This window comes from Streptomyces sp. NPDC002573, assembly GCF_042889625.1.
GTDB lineage: Bacteria > Actinomycetota > Actinomycetes > Streptomycetales > Streptomycetaceae > Streptomyces > Streptomyces gibsoniae.
Genome location: NZ_JBIARC010000061.1, coordinates 1 through 20260 on the forward strand (window position 1 = coordinate 1; position 20260 = coordinate 20260).

20 protein-coding genes and 1 pseudogene are annotated in these 20260 nt (G+C 70.1%); 9 read left to right on the forward strand and 12 right to left on the reverse strand.

Going from position 1 to position 20260, the window contains the following annotated elements; all coding sequences use genetic code 11:
- Positions 1 to 568: 568 nt before the first annotated feature.
- Together ACFYX0_RS36690 and ACFYX0_RS36695 are read left to right on the forward strand one after the other, a co-directional pair.
- Positions 569 to 1318, forward strand: coding sequence for a dienelactone hydrolase family protein (locus ACFYX0_RS36690; RefSeq protein ID WP_388977312.1), 750 nt, complete (start codon positions 569 to 571; stop codon positions 1316 to 1318).
- A 123-nt stretch (positions 1319 to 1441) separates the two neighbouring features.
- Entirely contained in the window at positions 1442 to 4087 is a 2646-nt protein-coding gene (locus ACFYX0_RS36695; protein ID WP_388977315.1) for a glycosyl hydrolase, read from the forward strand.
- A gap of 41 nt (positions 4088 to 4128) precedes the next feature.
- Here the strand turns inward: ACFYX0_RS36695 and ACFYX0_RS36700 are convergent, their stop codons facing one another.
- Together ACFYX0_RS36700 and ACFYX0_RS36705 are read right to left on the reverse strand one after the other, a co-directional pair.
- Positions 4129 to 4386, reverse strand: coding sequence for an acetyl-CoA synthetase (locus ACFYX0_RS36700; protein WP_388977318.1), 258 nt, complete (start codon positions 4384 to 4386; stop codon positions 4129 to 4131).
- 37 nt (positions 4387 to 4423) lie between these two features.
- Complete coding sequence (locus ACFYX0_RS36705; RefSeq protein ID WP_388977321.1) at positions 4424 to 4654, reverse strand: hypothetical protein; 231 nt, start codon at positions 4652 to 4654, stop codon at positions 4424 to 4426.
- 240 nt (positions 4655 to 4894) lie between these two features.
- Here ACFYX0_RS36705 and ACFYX0_RS36710 point away from each other — a divergent pair, with 240 nt between their 5' ends.
- Both ACFYX0_RS36710 and ACFYX0_RS36715 read left to right on the forward strand, forming a co-directional pair.
- Positions 4895 to 5461, forward strand: coding sequence for a Chromate resistance protein ChrB (locus tag ACFYX0_RS36710; RefSeq protein ID WP_388977325.1), 567 nt, complete (start codon positions 4895 to 4897; stop codon positions 5459 to 5461).
- 38 nt (positions 5462 to 5499) lie between these two features.
- Positions 5500 to 6660 carry an MFS transporter gene (locus tag ACFYX0_RS36715; protein ID WP_388977428.1) on the forward strand — a complete coding sequence of 387 codons (1161 nt, stop codon included), beginning with the start codon at positions 5500 to 5502 and terminating at the stop codon, positions 6658 to 6660.
- A gap of 110 nt (positions 6661 to 6770) precedes the next feature.
- Here the strand turns inward: ACFYX0_RS36715 and ACFYX0_RS36720 are convergent, their stop codons facing one another.
- Positions 6771 to 7142 (reverse strand): ABC transporter permease, encoded by a 372-nt coding sequence (locus ACFYX0_RS36720; RefSeq protein ID WP_388977328.1) that lies wholly within the window; start codon positions 7140 to 7142, stop codon positions 6771 to 6773.
- 157 nt (positions 7143 to 7299) lie between these two features.
- Between ACFYX0_RS36720 and ACFYX0_RS36725 the strand changes: the two genes are divergently transcribed.
- Positions 7300 to 8070, forward strand: coding sequence for a maleylpyruvate isomerase N-terminal domain-containing protein (locus tag ACFYX0_RS36725; RefSeq protein ID WP_388977330.1), 771 nt, complete (start codon positions 7300 to 7302; stop codon positions 8068 to 8070).
- A 208-nt stretch (positions 8071 to 8278) separates the two neighbouring features.
- Entirely contained in the window at positions 8279 to 9817 is a 1539-nt protein-coding gene (locus tag ACFYX0_RS36730) for a cytochrome bc complex cytochrome b subunit (RefSeq protein WP_388977333.1), read from the forward strand.
- Here ACFYX0_RS36730 and ACFYX0_RS36735 read toward each other — a convergent pair.
- Positions 9747 to 10136, reverse strand: coding sequence for a cytochrome c oxidase subunit 4 (locus ACFYX0_RS36735; RefSeq protein ID WP_388977336.1), 390 nt, complete (start codon positions 10134 to 10136; stop codon positions 9747 to 9749). The genes ACFYX0_RS36730 and ACFYX0_RS36735 overlap by 71 nt on opposite strands.
- Positions 10133 to 11806 carry a cytochrome c oxidase subunit I gene (ctaD, locus tag ACFYX0_RS36740; protein WP_388977339.1) on the reverse strand — a complete coding sequence of 558 codons (1674 nt, stop codon included), beginning with the start codon at positions 11804 to 11806 and terminating at the stop codon, positions 10133 to 10135. Before ctaD ends, ACFYX0_RS36735 begins: the two co-directional genes overlap by 4 nt.
- 532 nt (positions 11807 to 12338) lie before the next feature.
- Between ctaD and ACFYX0_RS36745 the strand changes: the two genes are divergently transcribed.
- The gene (locus ACFYX0_RS36745; RefSeq protein WP_388977342.1) at positions 12339 to 12665 is read left to right on the forward strand and encodes a hypothetical protein; all 327 of its coding nucleotides are present in this window, start codon (positions 12339 to 12341) and stop codon (positions 12663 to 12665) included.
- Here ACFYX0_RS36745 and ACFYX0_RS36750 read toward each other — a convergent pair.
- The 4 genes and pseudogenes from ACFYX0_RS36750 to ACFYX0_RS36765 all read right to left on the reverse strand — a co-directional run.
- Positions 12626 to 13081: pseudogene (locus ACFYX0_RS36750) on the reverse strand (IS5 family transposase); the annotation flags it as partial. The gene ACFYX0_RS36745 and the pseudogene ACFYX0_RS36750 sit on opposite strands and share 40 nt — an antisense overlap.
- Positions 13082 to 13267: 186 nt before the next feature.
- A complete protein-coding gene (locus tag ACFYX0_RS36755) occupies positions 13268 to 13975 on the reverse strand; it encodes a B3/4 domain-containing protein (RefSeq protein WP_388977344.1) in 708 nt (235 codons plus the stop codon).
- A gap of 35 nt (positions 13976 to 14010) precedes the next feature.
- Positions 14011 to 14658: an FMN-binding negative transcriptional regulator gene (locus ACFYX0_RS36760; RefSeq protein WP_388977347.1), complete on the reverse strand. Its 648-nt coding sequence runs from the start codon at positions 14656 to 14658 to the stop codon at positions 14011 to 14013.
- 45 nt (positions 14659 to 14703) lie between these two features.
- On the reverse strand, positions 14704 to 15540 hold the full coding sequence (locus tag ACFYX0_RS36765; protein ID WP_388977350.1) for an EamA family transporter: 837 nt from the start codon (positions 15538 to 15540) through the stop codon (positions 14704 to 14706).
- Between the two features lie 116 nt (positions 15541 to 15656).
- Between ACFYX0_RS36765 and ACFYX0_RS36770 the strand changes: the two genes are divergently transcribed.
- The gene (locus ACFYX0_RS36770; protein ID WP_388977353.1) at positions 15657 to 16241 is read left to right on the forward strand and encodes a helix-turn-helix domain-containing protein; all 585 of its coding nucleotides are present in this window, start codon (positions 15657 to 15659) and stop codon (positions 16239 to 16241) included.
- A 255-nt stretch (positions 16242 to 16496) separates the two neighbouring features.
- Positions 16497 to 16889, forward strand: coding sequence for a YbhB/YbcL family Raf kinase inhibitor-like protein (locus ACFYX0_RS36775; protein ID WP_388977356.1), 393 nt, complete (start codon positions 16497 to 16499; stop codon positions 16887 to 16889).
- A gap of 88 nt (positions 16890 to 16977) precedes the next feature.
- On the opposite strand, the gene ACFYX0_RS36780 is transcribed toward ACFYX0_RS36775, so the two are convergent.
- The 3 genes from ACFYX0_RS36780 to ACFYX0_RS36790 all read right to left on the reverse strand — a co-directional run bounded on the left by ACFYX0_RS36780 (position 16978) and on the right by ACFYX0_RS36790 (position 20258).
- Entirely contained in the window at positions 16978 to 18804 is a 1827-nt protein-coding gene (locus ACFYX0_RS36780) for a glycoside hydrolase family 15 protein (RefSeq protein ID WP_388977359.1), read from the reverse strand.
- Positions 18805 to 19077: 273 nt separating this feature from the next.
- Positions 19078 to 19758: a class I SAM-dependent methyltransferase gene (locus ACFYX0_RS36785; RefSeq protein ID WP_388977362.1), complete on the reverse strand. Its 681-nt coding sequence runs from the start codon at positions 19756 to 19758 to the stop codon at positions 19078 to 19080.
- The gene (locus ACFYX0_RS36790) at positions 19755 to 20258 is read right to left on the reverse strand and encodes a hypothetical protein (RefSeq protein ID WP_355913986.1); all 504 of its coding nucleotides are present in this window, start codon (positions 20256 to 20258) and stop codon (positions 19755 to 19757) included. The genes ACFYX0_RS36785 and ACFYX0_RS36790 overlap by 4 nt, the downstream gene beginning before the upstream one ends.
- Positions 20259 to 20260: the final 2 nt, after the last annotated feature.

Below are 20260 nucleotides of genomic sequence, written 5' to 3' on the forward strand. Positions count from 1 at the left end.
TCCCCGGCCCATTCCCCCATCACCACAACAAAGAGTCTGGCCCCACCGCTCACGCGGCGGGGCCAGAACCCCAAGATCTTCATGACTCTTCTAGGACGCAACACGCTCTGGCCGAGCCCCAGCCAGGACGTTCAGCACGACAGCGCCCAGCAGCACGCGCAGCCCCCGCTCCCCGCGGGTGTAGCGGGTCCGCGGGACCGAGGTGCGCCGCTCAGCCATGACAGACGGGATCGCCTCGGTCGCCGGTAGGGCGGCACAGTGCACGAGCAGGGCGCGTAGGACAGTCTCGGCGGCGCGGGGGCTGCGCACCAGCTTGTGCCTTCCGGACCGGCCGTGAGCACGGCCGACGACCTCCGCTGGTTCAGGAGTATCGGGTGGGCTACGTTGTGCGGCGATGACTACCGGGACGGCATTGCGCCACGCACGGATTGGTGACCCGGTGCTCCTCTGAGCGCCGTACGGGCCGGTGCGTGCCCGCTGTTCGATCGAGGATCTGGCCCTGCTGGGCGGGCTCCGCCTCCGTCGTGTTGATCACAGGCTCGACACATCAACCACGACAGGAGAACTCATGCCCAGCAAGACTCTGCAGATTCCCACCACGGACGGCCAGGCCGACGCCTTCGCCGCCTTCCCCGACCGCGGCGAGCGGCACCCTGGGGTGCTGCTGTACATGGACGTCTCCGGCCTGCGGCCCGTGTTGGAGGAGAGGGCCTGCGAACTGGCCGAGCACGGGTACTACGTGCTCGTTCCCAACGTCTACCACCGGCACGGCCCGGCACCGCTGACCGAACTTCCCGAGCACATCGGAGAAGAGATCCGCCCCGCGGTCGTGGCCCAGTTGATGCCCTTGGTCGAGGCGCACACCACCGAACGTGCCCTGCGCGACGCCGACGCCTACCTCAGGTTCCTCACCACCCAGCCCGAGGTGAGCGCCGGACCGGTCGCCGCGATCGGCTACTGCATGGGCGCCGTTCTGGCGATGCGCACCGCAGCGGCCCACCCCGACCAGGTGGCCGCCGTCGCAGGATTCCACCCCGGCAACTTGGTCACCGACGCGCCTGACAGCCCGCACCGACTGGTCTCGAGGCTCACCGCCCAAGTCCACCACGGCCACGCCGAGAACGACATGACGCCCGAGGGCATCAGCGAGCTCCACCAGGCCTTGGGCGCCGCAGGCGTCGGCCACACCTCCGAGACCTACCCCGGCACCGTCCACGGCTTCACCATGTCCGACACCGATGCCTTCAACCCCTCCGCAGTGCAGCGCCACTGGAACCGCCTGCTGCCCCTCCTCGACCGCACCCTGACCAGCGGCTGAGGCCAGGCTTCGGGACGGGGTGGCAGGTGCAGGACAAAGAATTGGCCAAGTCCCCGACGTTTGCGGCCGCTCGTGATCAGGTCTTCCGCGACGGCTGTAACCACACCCGTTCGGGAGGATTTGGTGCCAGCGCAACCCCGCAGAAGACGATGGCTCGCGATCTGTGCCATCACCGCCACCGCCGGGCTCGTCGCGATACCCGCGAGCGCCTCGTCAGGTCGGCACAGCAGCCCCTTCGGGGCTCGTACACTCGCTCAACTCGCCGCTCAACGCGCGCACTCGGTGGGCGCGATCAGTCCCAAGGCGAAGGCGGACGACGGCGACAACGGCAACGAGGCCGACGAGATCGCCGAGGGCGCGGACCAGTACGCCGAGGCCCGCACCTCGCCGGGCATCGTCGCGCCGGGCGCGTACGGCGCCGCCTGGCAGGGTTTGAAGAACCTGCCCGGCACGGGCGGCAGTTGGCGCAACATCACCGACCTGCCGTACAACTCCGACGACCCGCGCTACCGCGACATCGACTCCAACTCCAGCGGCGGATCCGGGAACGTCACCGGTCGCATGGCGGCGATGGCCGCGGACGACGACGGCTACGTCTACGCGGGCAGCGCCGGCGGCGGCGTATGGCGCTCGCGGACCGGCGGTGGGCACTGGGAGCCCATCAGCGACGGGCTGCCCTCGCAGTCGACGGGCACGCTGGCAGTCGACGGCGGCGGACGGCTGTGGCTGGGCACGGGTGAGGCGAACACCAACGCGGACGCCTACATCGGCAGCGGCGTCTACGTCCTCTCGCACCCCCATCACGGCAGCTTCTCCACGCGCAGCCGGGTCGGCGGCGACGAGCTGGAGAGCACCACCATCCGCCAACTGCGGTTCGGCGGGGGCAAGGTGTGGGCGGCGACCAGCGAAGGCGTGTGGAGCCACTCCACGAAGAACCTGCACGGCGCCTGGAAGCTGGAGTTCGCGCCCAACCCCGACTACCTGCCCGGCGGTTCGAAGGCGACCGAGGACGGCGCCGCGTACAAGAACATCACCAACGACATCGCCCTCGACCCGAAGGATCCCTCGAAGGTGATCCTCGCGGTCGGCTGGCGCAGCGGCGACGACTACAACGGCTTCTACACCAGGACCGGCGGCGCCTGGAAGCGGATCACCAGCGGCTTCGGTGACCTGCCGACCGACGCGGACAACGTGGGCACGGTCACCTTCGCCCACTCCGCCGACGGCTCGCACTACTACACCATCGACCAGTCGCCCGAGCAGATGGCGACCAACCCGGACAGCGGGCTTGAGGGCATCTACAGCGCCTCCTCGCCGTTCGGACCCTGGACGAAGATCGCCGACTACAAGCAGCTGGCCACCGACGGCTCCGCGCTGACCACCGCCGGCTACATGCCCGGGGTGCAGGCTTGGTACAACCAGTTCCTGACCGTCGACCCGGCCGACCCCCGGCATGTGTACGCGGGTCTCGAGGAGGTCTACGAGACCAAGGACGGCGGCGCCACCTGGTCCACCGTCGGCCCGTACTGGAACTTCGCCTTCGCCTGCTGGAGCATCGACCCCGCCAAGCAGACCGGCAACTGCAGCCCGACCACGCACTCCGACCAGCACGGTGTGGCGATCGGCCGCTACCACGGCAAGAGCTATGTGTATGTCGGCAACGACGGCGGCGCCTACCGGCGCCCGGTCGACGGCTCCCAGGACTCCTCCGGCCACGCCACGGACTGGACCTCGCTCAACGACGGCACCATCGACACCCTCCAGTACTACTCGGTGGGCATCGGCAAGGACCCGGACCAGGGCGGGATCTCCGTCACCGGCGGCCTGCAGGACAACGGCCAGTCCATCCGTCGCAGCAACGACAAGGTCATGGGCTCCAACTTCGGCGGTGACGGCGGCGACACCCTCACCGACCCGGCCAACGGCTGCAACCTCGCCCAGGAGTACGTCTACCTCGCGGTCCAGGTCACCCAGAACTGCGCCGTCAACGACGGTTCCTGGGTCACCGATTCCAGCAAGGCGACCTCGTACAACGTCGCCCCGGCCGACAACGCCACCAGCGAGGCCCGCTTCATCGCCCCGCTGGCGGCGGACATGAAGAACAGCTCCACCTGGGTCGCGGGCGGCCGCCACATCTGGGTGCAGACGCACGGCTACGCCATCCGCAGCGGCTCGGAGTGGAAGAGCCTGTACGACCTCGGCGCCGGCCGCACCGCGACCGCTGTCGCGGCCTCCGGCGGCAAGGTCTACGCGGCCTGGTGCGGCCCGTGCAACGAGCAGGGCTTCGCTCGCGGCATCGCCGTCGGCAACGCGGACGGCACCGGCTGGCACGACATCACCCTCCCGGCCACCGGGGCGGACGGCACGGTGCCCAACCGGTACCTCAGCGGCTTCGCCGTCGACCCGAAGAACGCCGACCACGTCTTCCTCTCGGTCAACGGCTTCTCCCGGCACTGGACCGAGGGCCCCGGCGCGGGTGCCGGCCATGTCTTCGAGTCCACCGACGGCGGCACCACCTGGAAGGACATCTCGGCGAACCTGCCCGACGTGCCGACCGACTCCGCCGTCGTCACGCCGAACGGCGGCCTCGTCGTCGCCACCGACCTCGGCGTCGTCTACCGGGCGCCGGGCCACACGAAGTGGCAGCGCGTAGGGTCCCTCCCGGCCGCCGCCGTGCTCCAGCTGAAGCTGAGCCCTGACGGCAGCACCCTGTATGCGGCCACGCACGGCCGCGGCATCTACACGATCAGGGTGCGCGACTGCGACTGACGCACGATCGATGGACGAGGGGTGATTCCCGGCTTCGGGGGTCACCCCTCCGTCGGATACGGCACCACGCTCACGTCGAGCGTGAAGGCGGCGCGCGCCGCCCCCGCCACATCCGGTGCCTTCGCCAGCGCGGTGACCTTGGCCGTGCCGCCCCGGGTGCCCGCACACCGTAGCGAGGCACGGGCGGTGCCGTCCGCCTCCACGCGCCAACCCGATGCCACGACGAAGACCGGGGCGGCGCTCTGCACGGCCGTCCACCGCCGGTCGTCGACCCGGGGCTTCAGAACGAGCGACACCACCGTCCCGGGATGCACGCACAACCGCCGCACGGGTGCGTCACCGGGGGCGACGGTGACCTGCGCATGCCCGGCGACACAGCTCCCGGCCGACGCGGTGGGCGAAGGGGCCGACGCGGACGCACTCGGCGAACCGGCGCTCGTGGGCGCGGTCGAGGACGGAGCCGGGACCGGTGTCGTAGAGCTGTGCGTCGGTGCGCCGCTCGACGGTTGTGCCGAGCGGCCCGTTGACGGCCCTGCACTCGATCCGCCCCCGGTGGACGCACTGCAAGCCGCCAGCACGACCACCCCGGCGACCGCCCACCCCGCGCTCCATCCGCGCATGCCGACACCTCCCCGCCCACTCGGACGACCACCAGGATGCTCCTACGTGCGGCCGTACGGGCGATGGGCAGAGCACCTTCACCTTCCCTTGACCTACGCCGGCCTCCGCGCCCCGCGTAGCGCGCCATGGTCAGCGCCATCACTCACTCGTACGACGCTGGATGTAACAGATGCTACATTCCATGATGTGGCAAGGGCTGAACCGGCGGGCCACTGGCTCGTCCTTGTGATCAAACTGCCCGCCCAGCCGTCGCGGCACCGGGTCGGGGTCTGGCGGGAGCTGCGCAGGATCGGGGCGCTCTCGCTCGGGCAGGGGATCTGGGCCGTGCCGGACGTGCCGGTCTTCGCCGACGGCATCGCGCGGGCGATCGTGCTGACCGAACGGGCCGACGGCCAGGCCGTCACGTTGAACGCCTCCGGGCGCGGCCCTCAGGACGGCGCCCGTCTTCGGGAGATGTTCGGTGAAGCCAGGTCCGCGGACTGGGCGGAGTTCCTGGCCGACTGCGGCAAGTTCGAGGCGGAGATCGCCAAGGAGATCCGTATCGCCAAGTTCACGCTGGCCGAACTGGAGGAAGAGGAGCAGTCGCTGGAGCGGCTGCGGCGCTGGCATCGGGACCTCATGGCACGCGACGTGTTCGGGACCCCTGAGGCGGCCGAGGCCGGCAAGCGGCTCAAGCAGTGCGTGGCTGTCTGCGAGGACTACGCCGAGCGGGTCTTCGCCGCCCTGCACCAGGCGCCGGAGGGGGAGCAGTGAGCACGGCATCGGCGGCGCGAACGGCTCCGGCCCGGCAGATGTGGCCGCTGTACGCCGCGGGGTTCACCACCGCGTTCGGCGCGCACGGGATCGCCGCCAACCTTGGCGGTCACGCCGCGGGCGCGGTCACCTCGCTGCTGGTGCTCGGCGGCCTGCTGGCCCTGTACGACGGCGCCGAGGTGCTCCTCAAGCCGCTGTTCGGCACGCTCGCCGACCGGATCGGCGCGCGCCCGGTGCTGCTCGGCGGACTCATAGCCTTCGCCGCCGCCTCCGCGCTCTACGTCGTCGCGGACAGCCCCGGCCTGCTGTGGGCGGCCCGCCTGGGCCAGGGCGCCGCGGCGTCCGCCTTCTCGCCGTCCGCTTCCGCGTTGGTCGCCCGGCTCAACCCGGCGGCCAAGCACGGTCGGGCCTTCGGCAGTTACGGCTTCTACAAGTCGATCGGCTACACCCTCGGCCCGCTGCTGGGCGGGGTCCTGGTGTGGGCCGGGGGCCTGCAGCTGCTGTTCGCCGTCCTGGCGGTGCTCGGCGCGGCGGTCGCCGTGTGGGCCGCGCTCGCCGTCCCGGTCGTACCGCTCCTGCCCAAGGCCCGGCAGACGGTGCTGGATCTGGCCCGGCGGCTGGCCGATCCGGCGTTCCTCGCCCCGACCTCGGCACTGGCCGCGGCGACCGCCGCCCTGTCGGTCGGAGTGGGCTTCCTGCCGGTCTCGGGCCGGGCGGCCGGTCTGGGCACGGTGGCCACCGGCGCCGCGGTGTCGGTGCTGGCGGCCTGCGCGGCCGTGGTCCAGCCGCGGGCCGGGCGGGCACTGGACCACGGACGGCTCACGACCCGTACGGGCATCGCGACAGGCTTGCTGTTCGCCGCTGCGGGACTGGGGTGCGCCATGCTGCCGGGGCTCACCGGGGTGCTCCTGGGCGCCGCGCTGATCGGCACCGGAACCGGACTGATCACCCCGCTCGGCTTTGCCGCCCTGGCCGCGAGCACCCCCAAGGAGCGCCTCGGCCAGACCATGGGCGCCGCCGAACTCGGCCGCGAACTCGGCGACGCGGGCGGCCCGTTGCTCGTCGCGACGGTCGCCTCCCTCACCACCCTCACCCACGGCTACGCGACCCTGGGTGCCCTGCTCGCCCTCGGCCCGGCCCTCGCTGTCGTACGGCGCCGTCCCGCTGGCGGGGGAGACCCGCACGGCGGACGGCGCTGAGCACGACAGCGCGCCGCCGCCCTCGCCGACGGCACTCAGAACCCGCGACCGGAGGCGTCCGAACTCACCGAGACCTGCGCTCGCGGCAGCCGGATGCTGCTACGGCGCCTTCAGGAGCGCAGAGCGTCGACAGGCTCCATGCGGGCGGCCCGCAGCGACGGGTAGAGGCCCGCCAGGAGTCCGACGAGGGCTCCGGCGACCGGGGCTCCGAGAGCGAGACGGACGTCCAGGACCGGGGTCCACTCCCTGACGGCGGAGACGGCCACCACGACGACCATGCCCAGGGCGGCACCGACGACGCCGCCGAGGAGTCCGATGGTCGTCGACTCCACCAGGAACTGGCCGGCGACCTGCCGTCTCGAGGCACCGAGGGCGCGGCGCAGCCCGATCTCCCCCGTCCGCTCGATGACCGTCACCAGCGTCACGTTGGCGATGCCGATGATGCCCAGAACGGTGCTCAGTGTGGTCAGGGCGGAGCGCATCGGACGGGCGAGCACCCCCGCCAGGGCCTCGGCCCACAGATCTAGGAGACGGCCGGACCTCCACCGCGACCGGCACCGCAGAAGCGCGCTCAGCCGACCGGGGCCCGTCTGACAGCGGCTGGTTTGGCTGTCGGCTGGGCGAGGATAGCCATGGTGCATGATTCCGTCTCAGGTCGACGAGACTCTGCCCGAGCTGGCCCCCTTCGTCCACGCCGTGCAGGCGCGGCGGCCCGACGACGGCACGTGGTGCGAGGCGTGGACGGTGCGTGACGTCCTGGTCCACCAGACGGGCAACGCCGAGGAACTGGCCCGGGTTCTTCGGGCGTTCCTCGAAGGAGCGCCGGTGGAGACCAGGGGCTTCGAGCGTGAGGCCCCCTACCCGCGGATGTCCGACCCCGACCTGTGGGCGGCGTTCATGAGCCGCTGTGAACAGCTCGCCGAGATCACCACGGCCGCCGCGCAGGACCTGCCACCGGACCGGGAGGTGATGTGGACCGGCCGGCCCGTGACGGTCCCGTTCTTCGCGGAACATATGCGGGAGGAGCTGATCCTGCATCGCTGGGACCTCACCGGCGACGACCGGACTGCGGTGCAAGCGCTCGGCGAGCCATGGATGACGGAGCACAGCGTGGTGTCGGTCGGCCGGCCCCTGCTGGCCCGAGGCCGCACCGATCTGGATCTGGGACCCGGCGGACGGGTCGAGGGCCGCCTGCGCACACCGGGTACGGACGACATCGTGGTGGTCGCCGACGCCGACGGCAGCAGCATCCGGCTCGCCGCTCCCGAGGGCCCCGCCACGATCGAGAGCGATGCTGCCGTACGAGTGCTCCTGCTGTGGGGACGCCGCCCCGCCGACCCGTCCCGCTGGCACAGCTCCGCCGGAGTGGAGACCCTGTGCAGAGTACGGGCCCTCCTCAGCGGCTACTGAGCTCGCGAAGTCCGGGGACGGGACCTCGGCGGAGCCCGGCCGGCCCACATCCGAACGGGTGTACCGCCCGGGGCGCGCGGGTGTTTCGCGGCGACGCGGTGCTCGCCGCGCGCCCGGGCGGTAAGGCATGGCGTGGAACGGCCGGCCAAGAAGCGGCAGAAGGAGAGGGTTCCGTGGACCGGGACCGGTGTGACGAGCGGGAAACACCGTGAATGGCGGGCGTCGGCCGCTGCCGGCGTCGCGGACATCGGGAGCTGTCCGTCCGGGAGAGCGGCTGGTCGACGCCGCGGACGGGCGGCTGCCCGTGTGGGACGGCGGCGGGCAACTGCTGCGCAAGGCCTTTCCCGAGCACTGGTCGTTCCTCCTGGGCGAGATCGCCCTCTACAGCTTGATCGTGCTCGTCGTGACGGGTGTGTGGCTCACGTTCTTCTTCCAGCCCGGGATGGGGGAGGTGGTGTACCAGGGGCGGTATGTGCCGATGCATGGCGTCCGCATGACGCAGGCGTTCGACTCGACCCTGCACATCAGCTTCGACGTACGCGGCGGACTCCTCATCCGCCAGATGCACCACTGGGCGGCCCTGGTGTTCGTGGCGGCCATCGGTGTGCACCTGCTGCGGATCTTCTTCACGGGTGCCTTCCGCAGGCCCCGGGAGATGAACTGGGCCATCGGCGTCACGCTGCTCGTGCTCGCCCTGGCAGAGGGCTTCGCGGGGTACTCGCTCCCCGGCGACCTGCTGTCCGGTACCGGACTGCGAATCGCTCAGGGCATCATGCTGTCCCTGCCGGTGGTGGGGACCTACGTGAGCATGTTCGCGTTCGGTTCCGAGTACCCCGGTGTGGACTTGATCCCCCGGTTGTACGGTCTGCACATTCTGCTGCTGCCCGGGGTGTTGCTGGCGCTGGTCACCGTCCATCTGATGCTGGTCTTCTACTTGAAGCACACACAGTGGCGCGGCCCCGGCAGGACCAACCGGAACGCCGTCGGCAAGCCGCTGTTCCCGCAGTTCATGGCGGCCTCGATGGGGCTGTCCTTCATGGTGTTCGGGGTGACGGCACTGCTGGGCGGGGTCGCCCAGATCAATCCGGTGTGGGTCTACGGGCCCTACCGCCCCGACGTGGCGACGACCGGCTCCCAGCCCGACTGGTACGTCGGCTTCCTGGAGGGCGGGCTGCGGCTCGTACCGGACTGGGAGACGAACATCGCCGGCCACACGATCATGTGGAACGTGCTGCTGCCGGCGGTCGTCCTGCCGGCGCTGCTCTTTCTCGTCCTGTACGCCTACCCTTTCGTCGAACAGCGTCTGACGGTCGAGGGGCGCGAGGAACAGCATCTGTGCGACCGGCCGCGGGAACGCCCCGTACGCACCGGACTCGGCGTCGCCGGGATCACCTTCTACGGTGTCCTGCTGCTGGCGGGCGGCAACGACATCGTGGCGGAGACCTTCCGTATCTCGCTCAACGCCCTGACGTGGATCCTGCGCATCTCGTTGGTGGTGGCGCCGGTCGTCGCGTTCCTGCTCACCCGGCGGCTGTGCCATGCACTGCTGGAGGCGGAGCGGCAGCGTCTGGCCGAGGGCGAGGAGACCGGGGAGGTGCGCCAGACCCTGGAAGGCGGCTACGAGAGCGATCACCGGCCCCTGACCCGGTTCCGGCCGGGGGCACCGAGGAGGCTGGTCAGTCGCCCCGAACCGCGTACTGGAAAACCAGACCGAGAACCCCCCGCGCCAGCACCCCGGCACCGATGAGGAACAGCCACAGCCCGTAGACCACGCCCAGAGCGGTGACGGCGGAGCCCAGTGCCGTGATCACGGGCCAGGGGCTGTGGGGCGGGAAGAACTCCAGATGGCCGACCGCGTCCGCCACTTCGGCGTCCGTACGGTCCTGGGGACGGCGTCCACGACGCCGGTACTGCACTGCGCAGAAGAAGGAGATCACGCCGGCCATGCCGAAGGCGACGATCAGCACGGCGGTACCGGCCGGATCGCCCGACCAGGCCGCGTACAGCGCGGCGGAAGCCGCGAAGAACAGGGCGACACCGCCGAAGAGCAGAGCCTCGATCTTCATCGCAGCTCCTTCTTCACCGGCCGCAGATCGGCCTCGGGATGATGCAGGTCGAAGGCGGGCGACTCCGAGCGCACCCTCGGCAGGGCGAGGAAGTTGTGCCGCGGAGGAGGACAGGACGTCGCCCACTCGAGCGCCCGGCCGTACCCCCAGGGGTCGTCCTCGGAGACCTTCTCCCCGTGCTGCGCGGTGCGCCAGACGTTGTACAGGAACGGCAGTGTGGAGATGCCGAGCAGCAACGCCCCCGCGGACGACAGGGTGTTGAGCAGGGTGAACCCATCGGTGGGAAGGTAGTCGGCGTAGCGGCGCGGCATGCCCTCCGCACCGAGCCAGTGCTGCACCAGGAAGGTCAGCTGGAACCCCGGAAACAGCAGCCAGAAGTGCAGCTTTCCGAGCCGCTCGTCGAGGAGCTTCCCGGTGAACTTGGGCCACCAGAAGTAGAACCCGCCGAACATCGCGAAGACGACCGTCCCGAACAGGACGTAGTGCAGATGGGCCACGATGAAGTACGAGTCGGTGACGTGGAAGTCGATCGGCGGAGAGGCGATGAGCACGCCGCTGAGCCCGCCCAGCAGGAACGACACCAGGAACCCCAGCGACCACAGCATCGGCGTCTCGAACGAGAGCGACCCCCGGTGCATCGTGCCGATCCAGGCGAAGAACTTGATCCCCGTGGGCACCGCGATCAGGAACGACATCAGGGAGAAGAACGGCAGCAGCACCGCACCGGTGGCGAACATGTGGTGGGCCCAGACGACTGCGGAGAGCATCGTGATCGCGATCGTCGCGCCGATCATCGGCAGATAGCCAAACATCGGCTTGCGCGAGAACACCGGAATGATCTCCGAGATGATCCCGAAGAACGGCAGCGCGACGATGTAGACCTCAGGATGGCCGAAGAACCAGAACAGGTGCTGCCACAGAATGGCGCCGCCGTTCGTCGCGTCGAAGATGTGCGCCCCGAACTTCCGGTCCGCCTCCAGGGCCAGCAGAGCGGCGGTGAGCACGGGGAACGCCGGCAGGACGAGGATCGATGTGAACAGGATGTTCCACGTGAAGATCGGCATCCTGAACATCGTCATGCCGGGGGCGCGCAGACACAGGATGGTGGCGATGAAGTTGACCGCGCCGAGCGTCGTCGACACGCCCGTCACCACAAGGCCCATCACCCACAGGTCGCCGCCGGCGCCGGGGGAGTGGTAGGCGCTGTTCAGGGGGGCGTAGGCGAACCAGCCGAACGACGCGGCACCGCTGGGTACCAGGAACCCCGACACGACCATCAGCCCGCCGAAGAGGTACATCCAGTACGACAGGGCGTTGAGCCGGGGGAAGGCCACGTCCGGCGCACCGATCTGCAGCGGCATCACCGCGTTGGCGAACCCGGCGAACATGGGGGTCGCGAAGAGCAGCATCATGACCGTGCCATGCACCGTGAAGAACTGGTTGTAGCCGTCCTCGGACAGGAACTGCAGTCCTGGACGGGCGAGTTCCGCCCGCATGCCCAGGGCCAGCAGGCCGGCGAAGAGAAAGAAGCAGAATGACGTGACCATGTACAGCCTGCCGATCACCTTGTGATCGGTCGTCGTGGTCCAGCGCAGCAGCGCTCGGCCGAGAGACGACGGGGCGGTGGTCCGGCGCCGGTCGGCGGCGATGCGTTCCGACAGCTGCGGCATCGTTCTCCTCCACGGGCCGTTGCCCCACGGCGTCACGCCCCGCCACGAGGGCCGGGCGGCACACGGGCGCGGCGCGGGTGCCCAGGTCGCACCGGGGGGGGAGACCGACCCGTCGAGGAACGAGCGATGGGGGCCCGCCGCCGGGCCGGCCGGTGGGAGATCGCCGACGCGGACCATGACCGTCCGTCGCGACCATAGTGCCGAGGCCCGAGGGGCGACGGTCACGCCACGCCCGAGGCGCGAGTGTTCACCGGGGCGGTCTAATACTGCAACCGCACTCATGGAATCAGCGCAGGTCAGTTTAGGCATCTGGACACTTCGAAGCTGACAGGCCATCAGATATAGAGAGCCGTTGACCTGCCAGTTCGCGATCGGCCCGGCGCGGCGACTATCACCGTGCGCCGTCGGATCACCACCGCCCAAAAACCGCCGCACTGCGCCTGACCTGCGGTGACGCGACAGGTGCGGTTGCAGTACTAAGACGATGCCTCAGTTGGCGCGACTACTCGATCATCAGGCAAGATGCACCGGCATGGCAGACCCTGAGCTTGAGCGTGTCAATGGCATTGCCCTCACGGCGGTGCAGGCCCTGCTCGGGCTGATCTCCTCCGATGTAGTCGCGGTAGAGGTTGCGGTCGAGGAGGAACGAGTGCTGCTCTCCTTCTGGGTACGGCGCCGTACCGCTGAGATCGACGAAGACATCGCCGATGCGATCGGTGACCTGGAGGCATTTCTCTCCCCAGACGCCCCGCTGATCGAATCGCGGGTCACGGTGGGTACGCCGGAGGCGGCCGTCAGGGAACCTCACGAGCGCATGATCTATTGGGCCAAGTTCCAGACCTGCACTGCTCCGCGGTAGCAGATGAGAGTGCAGGCGATGCCGACGAAGGCGAGGGAGCGGTCGGCTGTGCGTTCGCAGCGGCGATGCAGACGGCGGCAGCCGTTGAGCCAGGACATGGTGCGTTCGATCACTCAGCGGTGCCGGCCCAGGCGGCCGGACGGCTCGATGCCGCGGCGAGCAATGCCTGGGACGATCTGCCTGCGCCGCAACCAGTTGCGATGATCGAAGTCGTAGCCCTTGTCCGCATGGAGCTTGGCTGGTCGGCGTCGCCTTGGTCCGTAGTGGGAGCGGATCGGCGGGATGCCACGCATGAGAGGGCTGAGGGCCCGACTGTCGTACAGGTTAGCGCCGGAGATGCGTACCGATTTCGGCAGCCCGTTGCGGTCGCAGATGACGTGGATCTTCGACCCCAGCCTGCCGCGACTCGCGTCGTTGACGTCGAGGATCACCAGATCGGGGCTCGGCACCAGATGCGGACTGACCGTGGCGGTGAACGACGCCTGGTAGTCGATCGGCGGCGTGGTCACGGACGCCCTCCGTTCCCGTCAGGCAGCCCCCTCTCGGTTCCACTGTGCGCGTTGCCGGTCACCACGGCTGAGCCGAGCCGCCGGGGCGGGAGCTCAGACGGTGGCCGGGGGCTGCGCCGGGCTCAGGTAGTGCACGGTGGTCCGTGCGGCGTGGGGGATCAGCAGGCTCTGCAGTTCCTCCGCTGCGATCTTGAGGAGGGCGCCGTCCCGGGCCCTGTGGAGGGTTTCGAGGATGAAGGCGACGTGGGTGGAGTCCTCGGTGACGCGGGTGCGGTGGGCGTCGCGGTGGTTCCAGTGGCGGGTCAGGACGCCGGTGGCGTCGGCGTAGATGATCTCGCCGGGCCTGGGGTTCTCGATGGTGTCGGCTTCGCCGAGTGGGGTGAAGGTCTCGGTGCCGTCCGCGTGGCGGATCTCGACGTCGCCACTGACGTGGTCGAGGTCGAAGGCGCCGGCGGGCAGGCCGTGGCGGACGGAGACGGCGTTGTAGGAGTCGACCGCCGGATTGATGCGCGGCAGGGCCCCCTTCTTGGCGAGGCGGCGGCCGAGGGCGTCAACGCTCGGGCGGATGCGGCGGGGGTTGGTGCCGAAGGAGCGGTAGGCGGTGTGCCAGGCCTCGATGCGGGGGTCGGTCTCGTCGGCGGGCTGCCAGGTGCCGTAGGTGAGCTGCTGCTCCAGTTCCTCCACGGCGGTGGTGGTGTCGGGCCAGGGCTCGTGCCCGCGCAGACCGGCGGCGGTGACCAGGGCGATGAGGGTGTCGGGGAAGGCGTCCGCGACGGCGGGGCTGATGCGGAAGACGGTCATCGGGCGGGTTCCGTTCCTGCGTGTGTGTGCGGTGATCAGGGCTTCCAGGAACCGATACGGTCCAGTCGGCAGCGCTGCTGGCGCGCGGTAGGCACGTCGAGTCCCTGGCGGCGCTCGGTGAGTTGGTCGGCGACGGCGGTGCGGTGCTCGACGGACTTGTGGTCGTCGTACTTGAACTTGGCCCGCACATCGGTCACTTCCAGGCGCAGACCGCGGATGCCCGGCAGCATCCGGCCGTAGGGCGGCTGGTCGACGTCGACGGGGGCGTGGTCACCGTCGGGCTGGAAGTGGGCGAGCTGACGGCGTGGCAGTTCGGCGTTGGCCTCGGGGTCGTCGACGATGTGGGCGCGGCAGGTGAACTGAACGGCTGAGTAGTAGTTGGTGGGCACGCCGTCGGCGGACGGGGTGCCGGCCGTGGCACGCCAGGGGCCGGGGACGAAGGCGTAGTCGCCGAAGACGGTGAACAGGACGTCGGGGTCGTTCTCGATCGCCCGCCAGACCGGATTGGGGCGGGCGAGGTGGACCAGGAGGTGGCCGACGTCACGGGTGAAGTGCGTGGGAACGGCGACGGGCGCCTGGCCGGGCAGGCCGTTGACGCTCAGGAGGCCGAAGTCGTGGCCGTCGGCGATCCAGGTCGCCCATTCGGCTTCGTCCAGGGCGGCGTCCCAGGGCTGGATGAACATGGGTGCTCCCTGCGCAGTCGGCGGGTACGGGGTGGTGGCGGGCGTTCAGGTCAGTGCGAGGAGACTGACGGCGACGGCAGCGGTGCCGAGCCCGATGAGCTGGCCGCGGTGGATGCGTTCGGCGAGCACACTGCGGGCGAGCAGAACCGTACCGGCCGGGTAGAGAGCGGTGATCACGGCGACGACGGCGAGGTCTCCGCTGCGGGCGGCGAGCAGGAACAGCAGGTTCGCCAGGGAGTCCAACACGCCGGCCGTGGCCGACACGGCGTAGGCGGGTCGCTCGGAGCCGAGTCGGCGGCGCATCAGCGCGGCCGCGGTGAGAATGACGGCGGAGGAGACCGCCCGGCCGATGATCAGCGGGGCCACGCCGCTGTCGGCGGGCGTCTGGTGCAGGAAGACCAGTTGGAAGGCGATGGCAGCGCCCGCGCCGAAGGCCGGCAGCAGCGCGGTACGCGACGGGCGTACGGACCCCGCGCCGTGTCCGGCGCTCACCAGCACCACCGCGACCAGCGCGAGTGGCAGCCCCACCAGTCCGGCCGCGCCCAGGTGCTCGCCCTGCAGGAGCCCCACACCGACCGGCAGCATGGCGGACACCAGGGCGGTCACGGGGGAGAGCACGTTCATCGGACCGATCGCCAGGGTGCGGTAGAGCAGCGCGAACGCGGCTGCCGAGGCGACTCCGGAGGCGGCTCCCCAGGCCAGGGCACCCGTGCTGAACGAGGCGCCGAGGAACGGCCACAGCACGAGCTCGACCGTGAGAGAGGCCGGGGCGGCGATCATCACGGTGCGCAGGACATGGGCTTTACGGGCGCCGAGGCCACCGAGGAAGTCGGCGCAGCCGTAGGCGAGAGAGCTGCCCAGGGCCAGCAGCAGAGCGATCACGGTACATCCCTTACTATCAATGGAACGACTGAACCGTACAACGGACCGACCGAGTCGCGTCAACCAAACGACCGAGCGGTGTATTCCATTGATCCATTGACGAGGATGGTGACCGGATGGCCGAGACCGAGGCAGCCCTGCGGACGCTCGCGCACAACGTCCGGGCGGCCCGCACCCGCGCGGGCCTGTCCCTCGATGAACTCGGCCGGCGCGCCCAGGTCAGCAAGGGTGCCCTGGTGGGGCTGGAGAAGGCCCAGGGCAACCCGAACTTCGCCACCCTGGTACGGCTGGCCGACACCCTCGGTGTCTCGGTCTCCGCCCTGATGGAGGGAAAGGCCGAAGGGCGCGTCCGGGTAGTGTCCGCCGACGCCCTGGTCCCGCTGTGGACGGGTGCGCAGGGCAGCGAGGCCCGGCTCATGCTGACGACCTCGGGACCGGCTCCGGTCGAGGTCTGGCGCTGGAAACTGGCGCCGGGCGAGGAGTACCCCAGCCACCCCCACCAGGCCGGCGTCGTGGAGACCGTCAGTGTCACGTCCGGCCGGATGACCCTCATCGTCGACGGCATCGAGCATTCCGTCGAAGCAGGTCAGACCGCCGCCTTCGACGGTGACGCCCCTCACGGCTACCGCGGTGCGGGCACCGGGATCTGCCACCTGATCATGACGGTCCACCTGCCCCCGGGTCCTGCGTCCACGACCTGACCCGCGCCCGACCCCGTACGGGCGGTCGGCGTCCGCCTGGCATACGGTTCCATCATGAAGCGTCGATTCCTTGTATCAGGCGCGATTGCCGCAGTCGGCCTGATGGCAACCGCCGCGTGCTCGTCATCCTCCGGGCACCCCCAGGCGACGTCGACCCCATCCACTGCGGTCTCCCGGACGACGGCGGTGCCTGGTGGTCGCATCACCCTCGGTCGAGGCCGGGGTTTCGACGCATCGGGCGCGTTCGTCCCCCTGATGACTTGTGACAGCCCCCACGACTACTCACCCGAGCTCAAGTTCGAGAACGTCCCCGCCGGGACCGCCGAACTCGCCCTGTCCATGGTCGACCTGGAGAACCAGAAGATCCACTGGCTGCAGGTCGGCCTTCCCGCGACGGCGTCGGGAACGCAGGCGCACACCCTGACGCGCGGTGCCCGGGAACTCCTGAACGACTTCGGCGAGGCGACGTACGACGGCCCCTGCCCGCCCACCGGCCACACGCACAGATACCAACTGACGCTGTACGCGCTTCGCAACCCCCTGCCGGCGTCCTTCGGCCAGAACACCTCACCGAGCCAGAGCCTCAAAGAACTACGAAGTCGGGCCGACGCCACCGCGGTGCTGGTAGCCCCCTACACGCGGCGCTGACCACTTCCCCCAGGGGCGGCGGCCGTGCACTGTGCGCCTGCGTGAGTACGTGGATCGGTGGGGCAGTCGGCGCGCACGGGTTGTTCGCCTACGGGGTCTGTGTTTCTTGTCGCTCGGCATCGCGGATGGCGCGGGCGGCGTTGATGAGCCCGATGTGGCTGAAGGCTTGGGGGAAGTTGCCGAGGGCCTCTGCTGTGGTGGAGTCGGTCTCCTCGGCCAGCAGGCCGAGGTCGTTGGCGCGGGCGAGGGCGGCTTGGAAGACGTGTCGTGCACGGGGGGTGTGGCCGGTGAGGGCGAGGGCTTGGGCAAGCCAGAAGGTGCATAGCAGGAAGGCGCCTTCTTCTTCCTGCAACTCGTCGGTGAGGTAGCGGCGGACCAGGCCGTTGCGGTCGGTCAGTTGGGTGGCGACGGCCAGCACGGTGGACTGGACGCGAGGGTCGTGCGGTGGCAGGAAGCCGACGATCGGCAGCATCAGCGCGGAGGCGTCGAGGTCGTCACTGTCGAATGCCTGGGTGAAGGCGCCCAGGCGGGGGTTCCAGCCGCGTTGTTCGATGGCTTGGCGGATCCGGTCGCGCTCGTGCTGCCAGTGGGGCAGGCGTTCGCCGGCCTGGAGAGCGGGGGCCAGGGCGATGGCGCGGTCCAGGGCGACCCAGCACATCAGTTTCGAGTGGAGGAAGTGTCTGCCGGGTCCGCGTCTTTCCCAGATGCCCTGATCCGGTTGGGTCCACCGTTGGGCGGCTGTCTCGGCTGCCTGGAGCAGGAAGGTGCGGGTGGCCGGGTCGAGCGGCTCACCGGGCGGAAGGGTCTGGAGAGCGGCGTCGAGGAGTTCGCCGTAGACGTCGAGTTGGCGTTGGCGCCAGGCGTCGTTGCCGATCCGTACGGGGCCGCTGTTGCGCCAGCCGGTCAGGTGAGGTAGGAACCGCTCGCTCAGATCGCGTTCGCCGCCGATGCCGTACATGATCTGCAGGTCGACGTCGCGGCCGAGTTGGGTTGCCGCAGCCCGGGCGAGGAAGCCGAAGAATCGGTCCTTCTCCTTCTCGCAGGCGGCCGTGGCGAGCGCTTGCAGGGTGAAGCTCGCGTCGCGGACCCAGGTGTAGCGGTAGTCCCAGTTGCGCGTCCCGCCCGCTTTCTCGGGCAGGGATGTGGTGGCCGCGGCGACGATGGCCCCGGTGGGAGCGAAAGTCAGGGCTCGCAGCACGCGTCCGCTGTGGCCCACCTCGTCCTGCCAGGGGCCGACGTAGCCGCGGTGGAGCTTCGACCAGGAGCGCCAGCCTTTGATGGTGTCGGACATGCGGCGCCGGATCCGCCCTGCCCGCCAGCCCACCGGCTCTCTTTCCCACGCGGGCCCGACGTGCAGGGCGAATCCGAGGCGGTGCCCCGCCGAGAGCGGGATTCGGCCGTGCGCTGTGGAGCCGCTCACTCGCAGGTCGACGGGGCTCGACAGCAGCAGCACATGGGCGCCCCCGTACGCCGCGAGCCCGCCCCGCACAGCTGACAGGAGTGGGTGGACGAGTCCGAATTCAGGGCGCGGCGCGTACGTGATCTCGACGGTCACCCGCCCTTCGGTGCAGGTGATCTGCCGCAGGAGCGTTCCGGGGGACGCGGTGCCGAGCGCGTGCTCGCGTTCGCGCCGCCCCAGGGCAAGAGCATCCCGCAGGACCGCCGTACCCCCGGTCGTGCGGAAGACCGTCTCCAGAACCAGGGTGTCCTCGATGTAACGGCGGCTGATGTCGACCGGGCCGGTGACAGGGCGGATGGACCAGTGGCCGGCGTCCTCGTCGAGGAGCCGGGCGAAGATCGCCGGGCTGTCGAACCGGGGCAGGCACAGCCAGTCCACCGAGCCGTCGGAGGTCACCAGCGCGGCCGAGCGGCAGTCGGACAGCAGGGCGTGGTCACCGATCGGTCGCGTACTCATGCGTGGCAGCCGGTCCATCTGGGGCCGAACGCGGCCCGGCCGGGACGACGTGAGCAGTTGCCTGTGCCGCAGGTCTCTGCAGGTGCCTGACGAGTGTCATTGATCCCGGCCTCCCTGCACAGCGGATTCACCCCCACCCAATCAGCACGATCGGCAGTTCGCACCCCCCGGCCGCCGCTGGTTGCCCCGAGCGGGTGGTACGACCTGCTGCCGCGCTCGGCGTCCGGTCGGCGTACGTTGTGCCTCCTTGCCACCGCGTGGTGAGCCCCCGCCTCAGCGACGACGTCCCGAGGCTGAGTCATGGCGGCCGAGGGCGAGGAAGCATCGGTGGCCGCATGTCCACTGGTCGGTGACGCTGAGAACCAAGTCCGCGGCGATCCTGTGGAGCGCTGGTGCTCCCAGACATGCCCAGGGAAACGGTGGACCTTCGTGGCCATGGGTGTCTTCGAACCGGGCGGTGCAGCGCTCGTCGACGTCGTCGTGGTCGACCTCGACGAGGAGGGAACCCGTCGGGGCGGTGAGCTGGATGCAGCGGTACAGCAGGGCGTGCGGGTCACCGCCGATGCCGATGTTGCCGTCCGTGAGCAGGACGGTCTGCCAGTCTCCCTCGGCCGGTAGCCGTTCGAACACCGATCGGCACAGTGCGACTCCGCCGAGAGCGATGGTATGGGCCACCGCGCGGGGAGCCACATCGACGCCGAGCGCGAAGACCCCGCGACTCAGGAGTGCCCTGCACAGCCGGCCCGGTCCGCAGCCGGCGTCGAGAACGGGGCCGACGCAGCGACTGAGCACGGATTCGTCGGCCACCGTGGGCTGCGCGTACCAGCGATGCACCGGCATCCGGATCCGGCGCCCGCCCCCCAAGCGCAGGTACACCGGTCCGTGGCCGTTGCGCAGGGCGAGCGCATAGGGGTCTTCCCCGGCGCAGGATGATTTGTCCTCGTCTGTTGTCACGGTGCGGCGTCGTGACCCGGTGCGGGTCGTTCCTCGCCGGTGCGGGCGGCCCGCCGGACGCCGCGGAGCTTGAGAGCGAAGGCCAGTGCGGAGGCGGCGAAGAGCACGGCGGTGATGGCCAGCCACCGGCCGAGGTAGACGTCCATGGACAACCGGGTGGCACCCGGGTAGGGGGTCGGCAAGGCGAAGATGAGCGGGAACCAGACGAGCAGGAGCACACCGGAAAGAAAGGTGGGCACGCGCAGGTAGTTGATCCACGGCACCTGCGGTACGCGGGCGGCGCGATGCCGCAGAACAGCGTGCGCCGACAGGTCGGCGAGCGAGTACAGGGGCAGCAGGATCAGGTCGTGGAGGATCGCCGCGCCGACGAACCAGATCGCTACCTCGAGGGGGCGGACGGCGAACAGGCGCACCAGGGCGTAGCCGGTGATGGCGAACGAGGCGATCAGGACCAGAAGGTGGAGGGGGCCGGAGCCGTACCAGCGGACGAAGCGTGCCATGG

Excerpts from the sequence above, each read along its gene's own strand:
- ACFYX0_RS36790 (WP_355913986.1), bottom strand. The coding sequence starts at position 20,258 with ATGGCACGCTTCGTCCGCTGGTACGGCTCCGGCCCCCTCCACCTTCTG.
- ACFYX0_RS36725 (WP_388977330.1), top strand. The coding sequence starts at position 7,300 with ATGATTCCGTCTCAGGTCGACGAGACTCTGCCCGAGCTGGCCCCCTTC.
- ACFYX0_RS36770 (WP_388977353.1), top strand. The coding sequence starts at position 15,657 with ATGGCCGAGACCGAGGCAGCCCTGCGGACGCTCGCGCACAACGTCCGG.
- ACFYX0_RS36760 (WP_388977347.1), bottom strand. The coding sequence starts at position 14,658 with ATGTTCATCCAGCCCTGGGACGCCGCCCTGGACGAAGCCGAATGGGCG.
- ACFYX0_RS36720 (WP_388977328.1), bottom strand. The coding sequence starts at position 7,142 with ATGCGCTCCGCCCTGACCACACTGAGCACCGTTCTGGGCATCATCGGC.
- ACFYX0_RS36690 (WP_388977312.1), top strand. The coding sequence starts at position 569 with ATGCCCAGCAAGACTCTGCAGATTCCCACCACGGACGGCCAGGCCGAC.
- ACFYX0_RS36780 (WP_388977359.1), bottom strand. The coding sequence starts at position 18,804 with ATGAGTACGCGACCGATCGGTGACCACGCCCTGCTGTCCGACTGCCGC.
- ACFYX0_RS36715 (WP_388977428.1), top strand. The coding sequence starts at position 5,500 with ATGTGGCCGCTGTACGCCGCGGGGTTCACCACCGCGTTCGGCGCGCAC.
- ACFYX0_RS36755 (WP_388977344.1), bottom strand. The coding sequence starts at position 13,975 with ATGACCGTCTTCCGCATCAGCCCCGCCGTCGCGGACGCCTTCCCCGAC.
- ctaD (WP_388977339.1), bottom strand. The coding sequence starts at position 11,806 with ATGCCGCAGCTGTCGGAACGCATCGCCGCCGACCGGCGCCGGACCACC.
- ACFYX0_RS36745 (WP_388977342.1), top strand. The coding sequence starts at position 12,339 with ATGGCAGACCCTGAGCTTGAGCGTGTCAATGGCATTGCCCTCACGGCG.
- ACFYX0_RS36735 (WP_388977336.1), bottom strand. The coding sequence starts at position 10,136 with ATGAAGATCGAGGCTCTGCTCTTCGGCGGTGTCGCCCTGTTCTTCGCG.
- ACFYX0_RS36775 (WP_388977356.1), top strand. The coding sequence starts at position 16,497 with ATGACTTGTGACAGCCCCCACGACTACTCACCCGAGCTCAAGTTCGAG.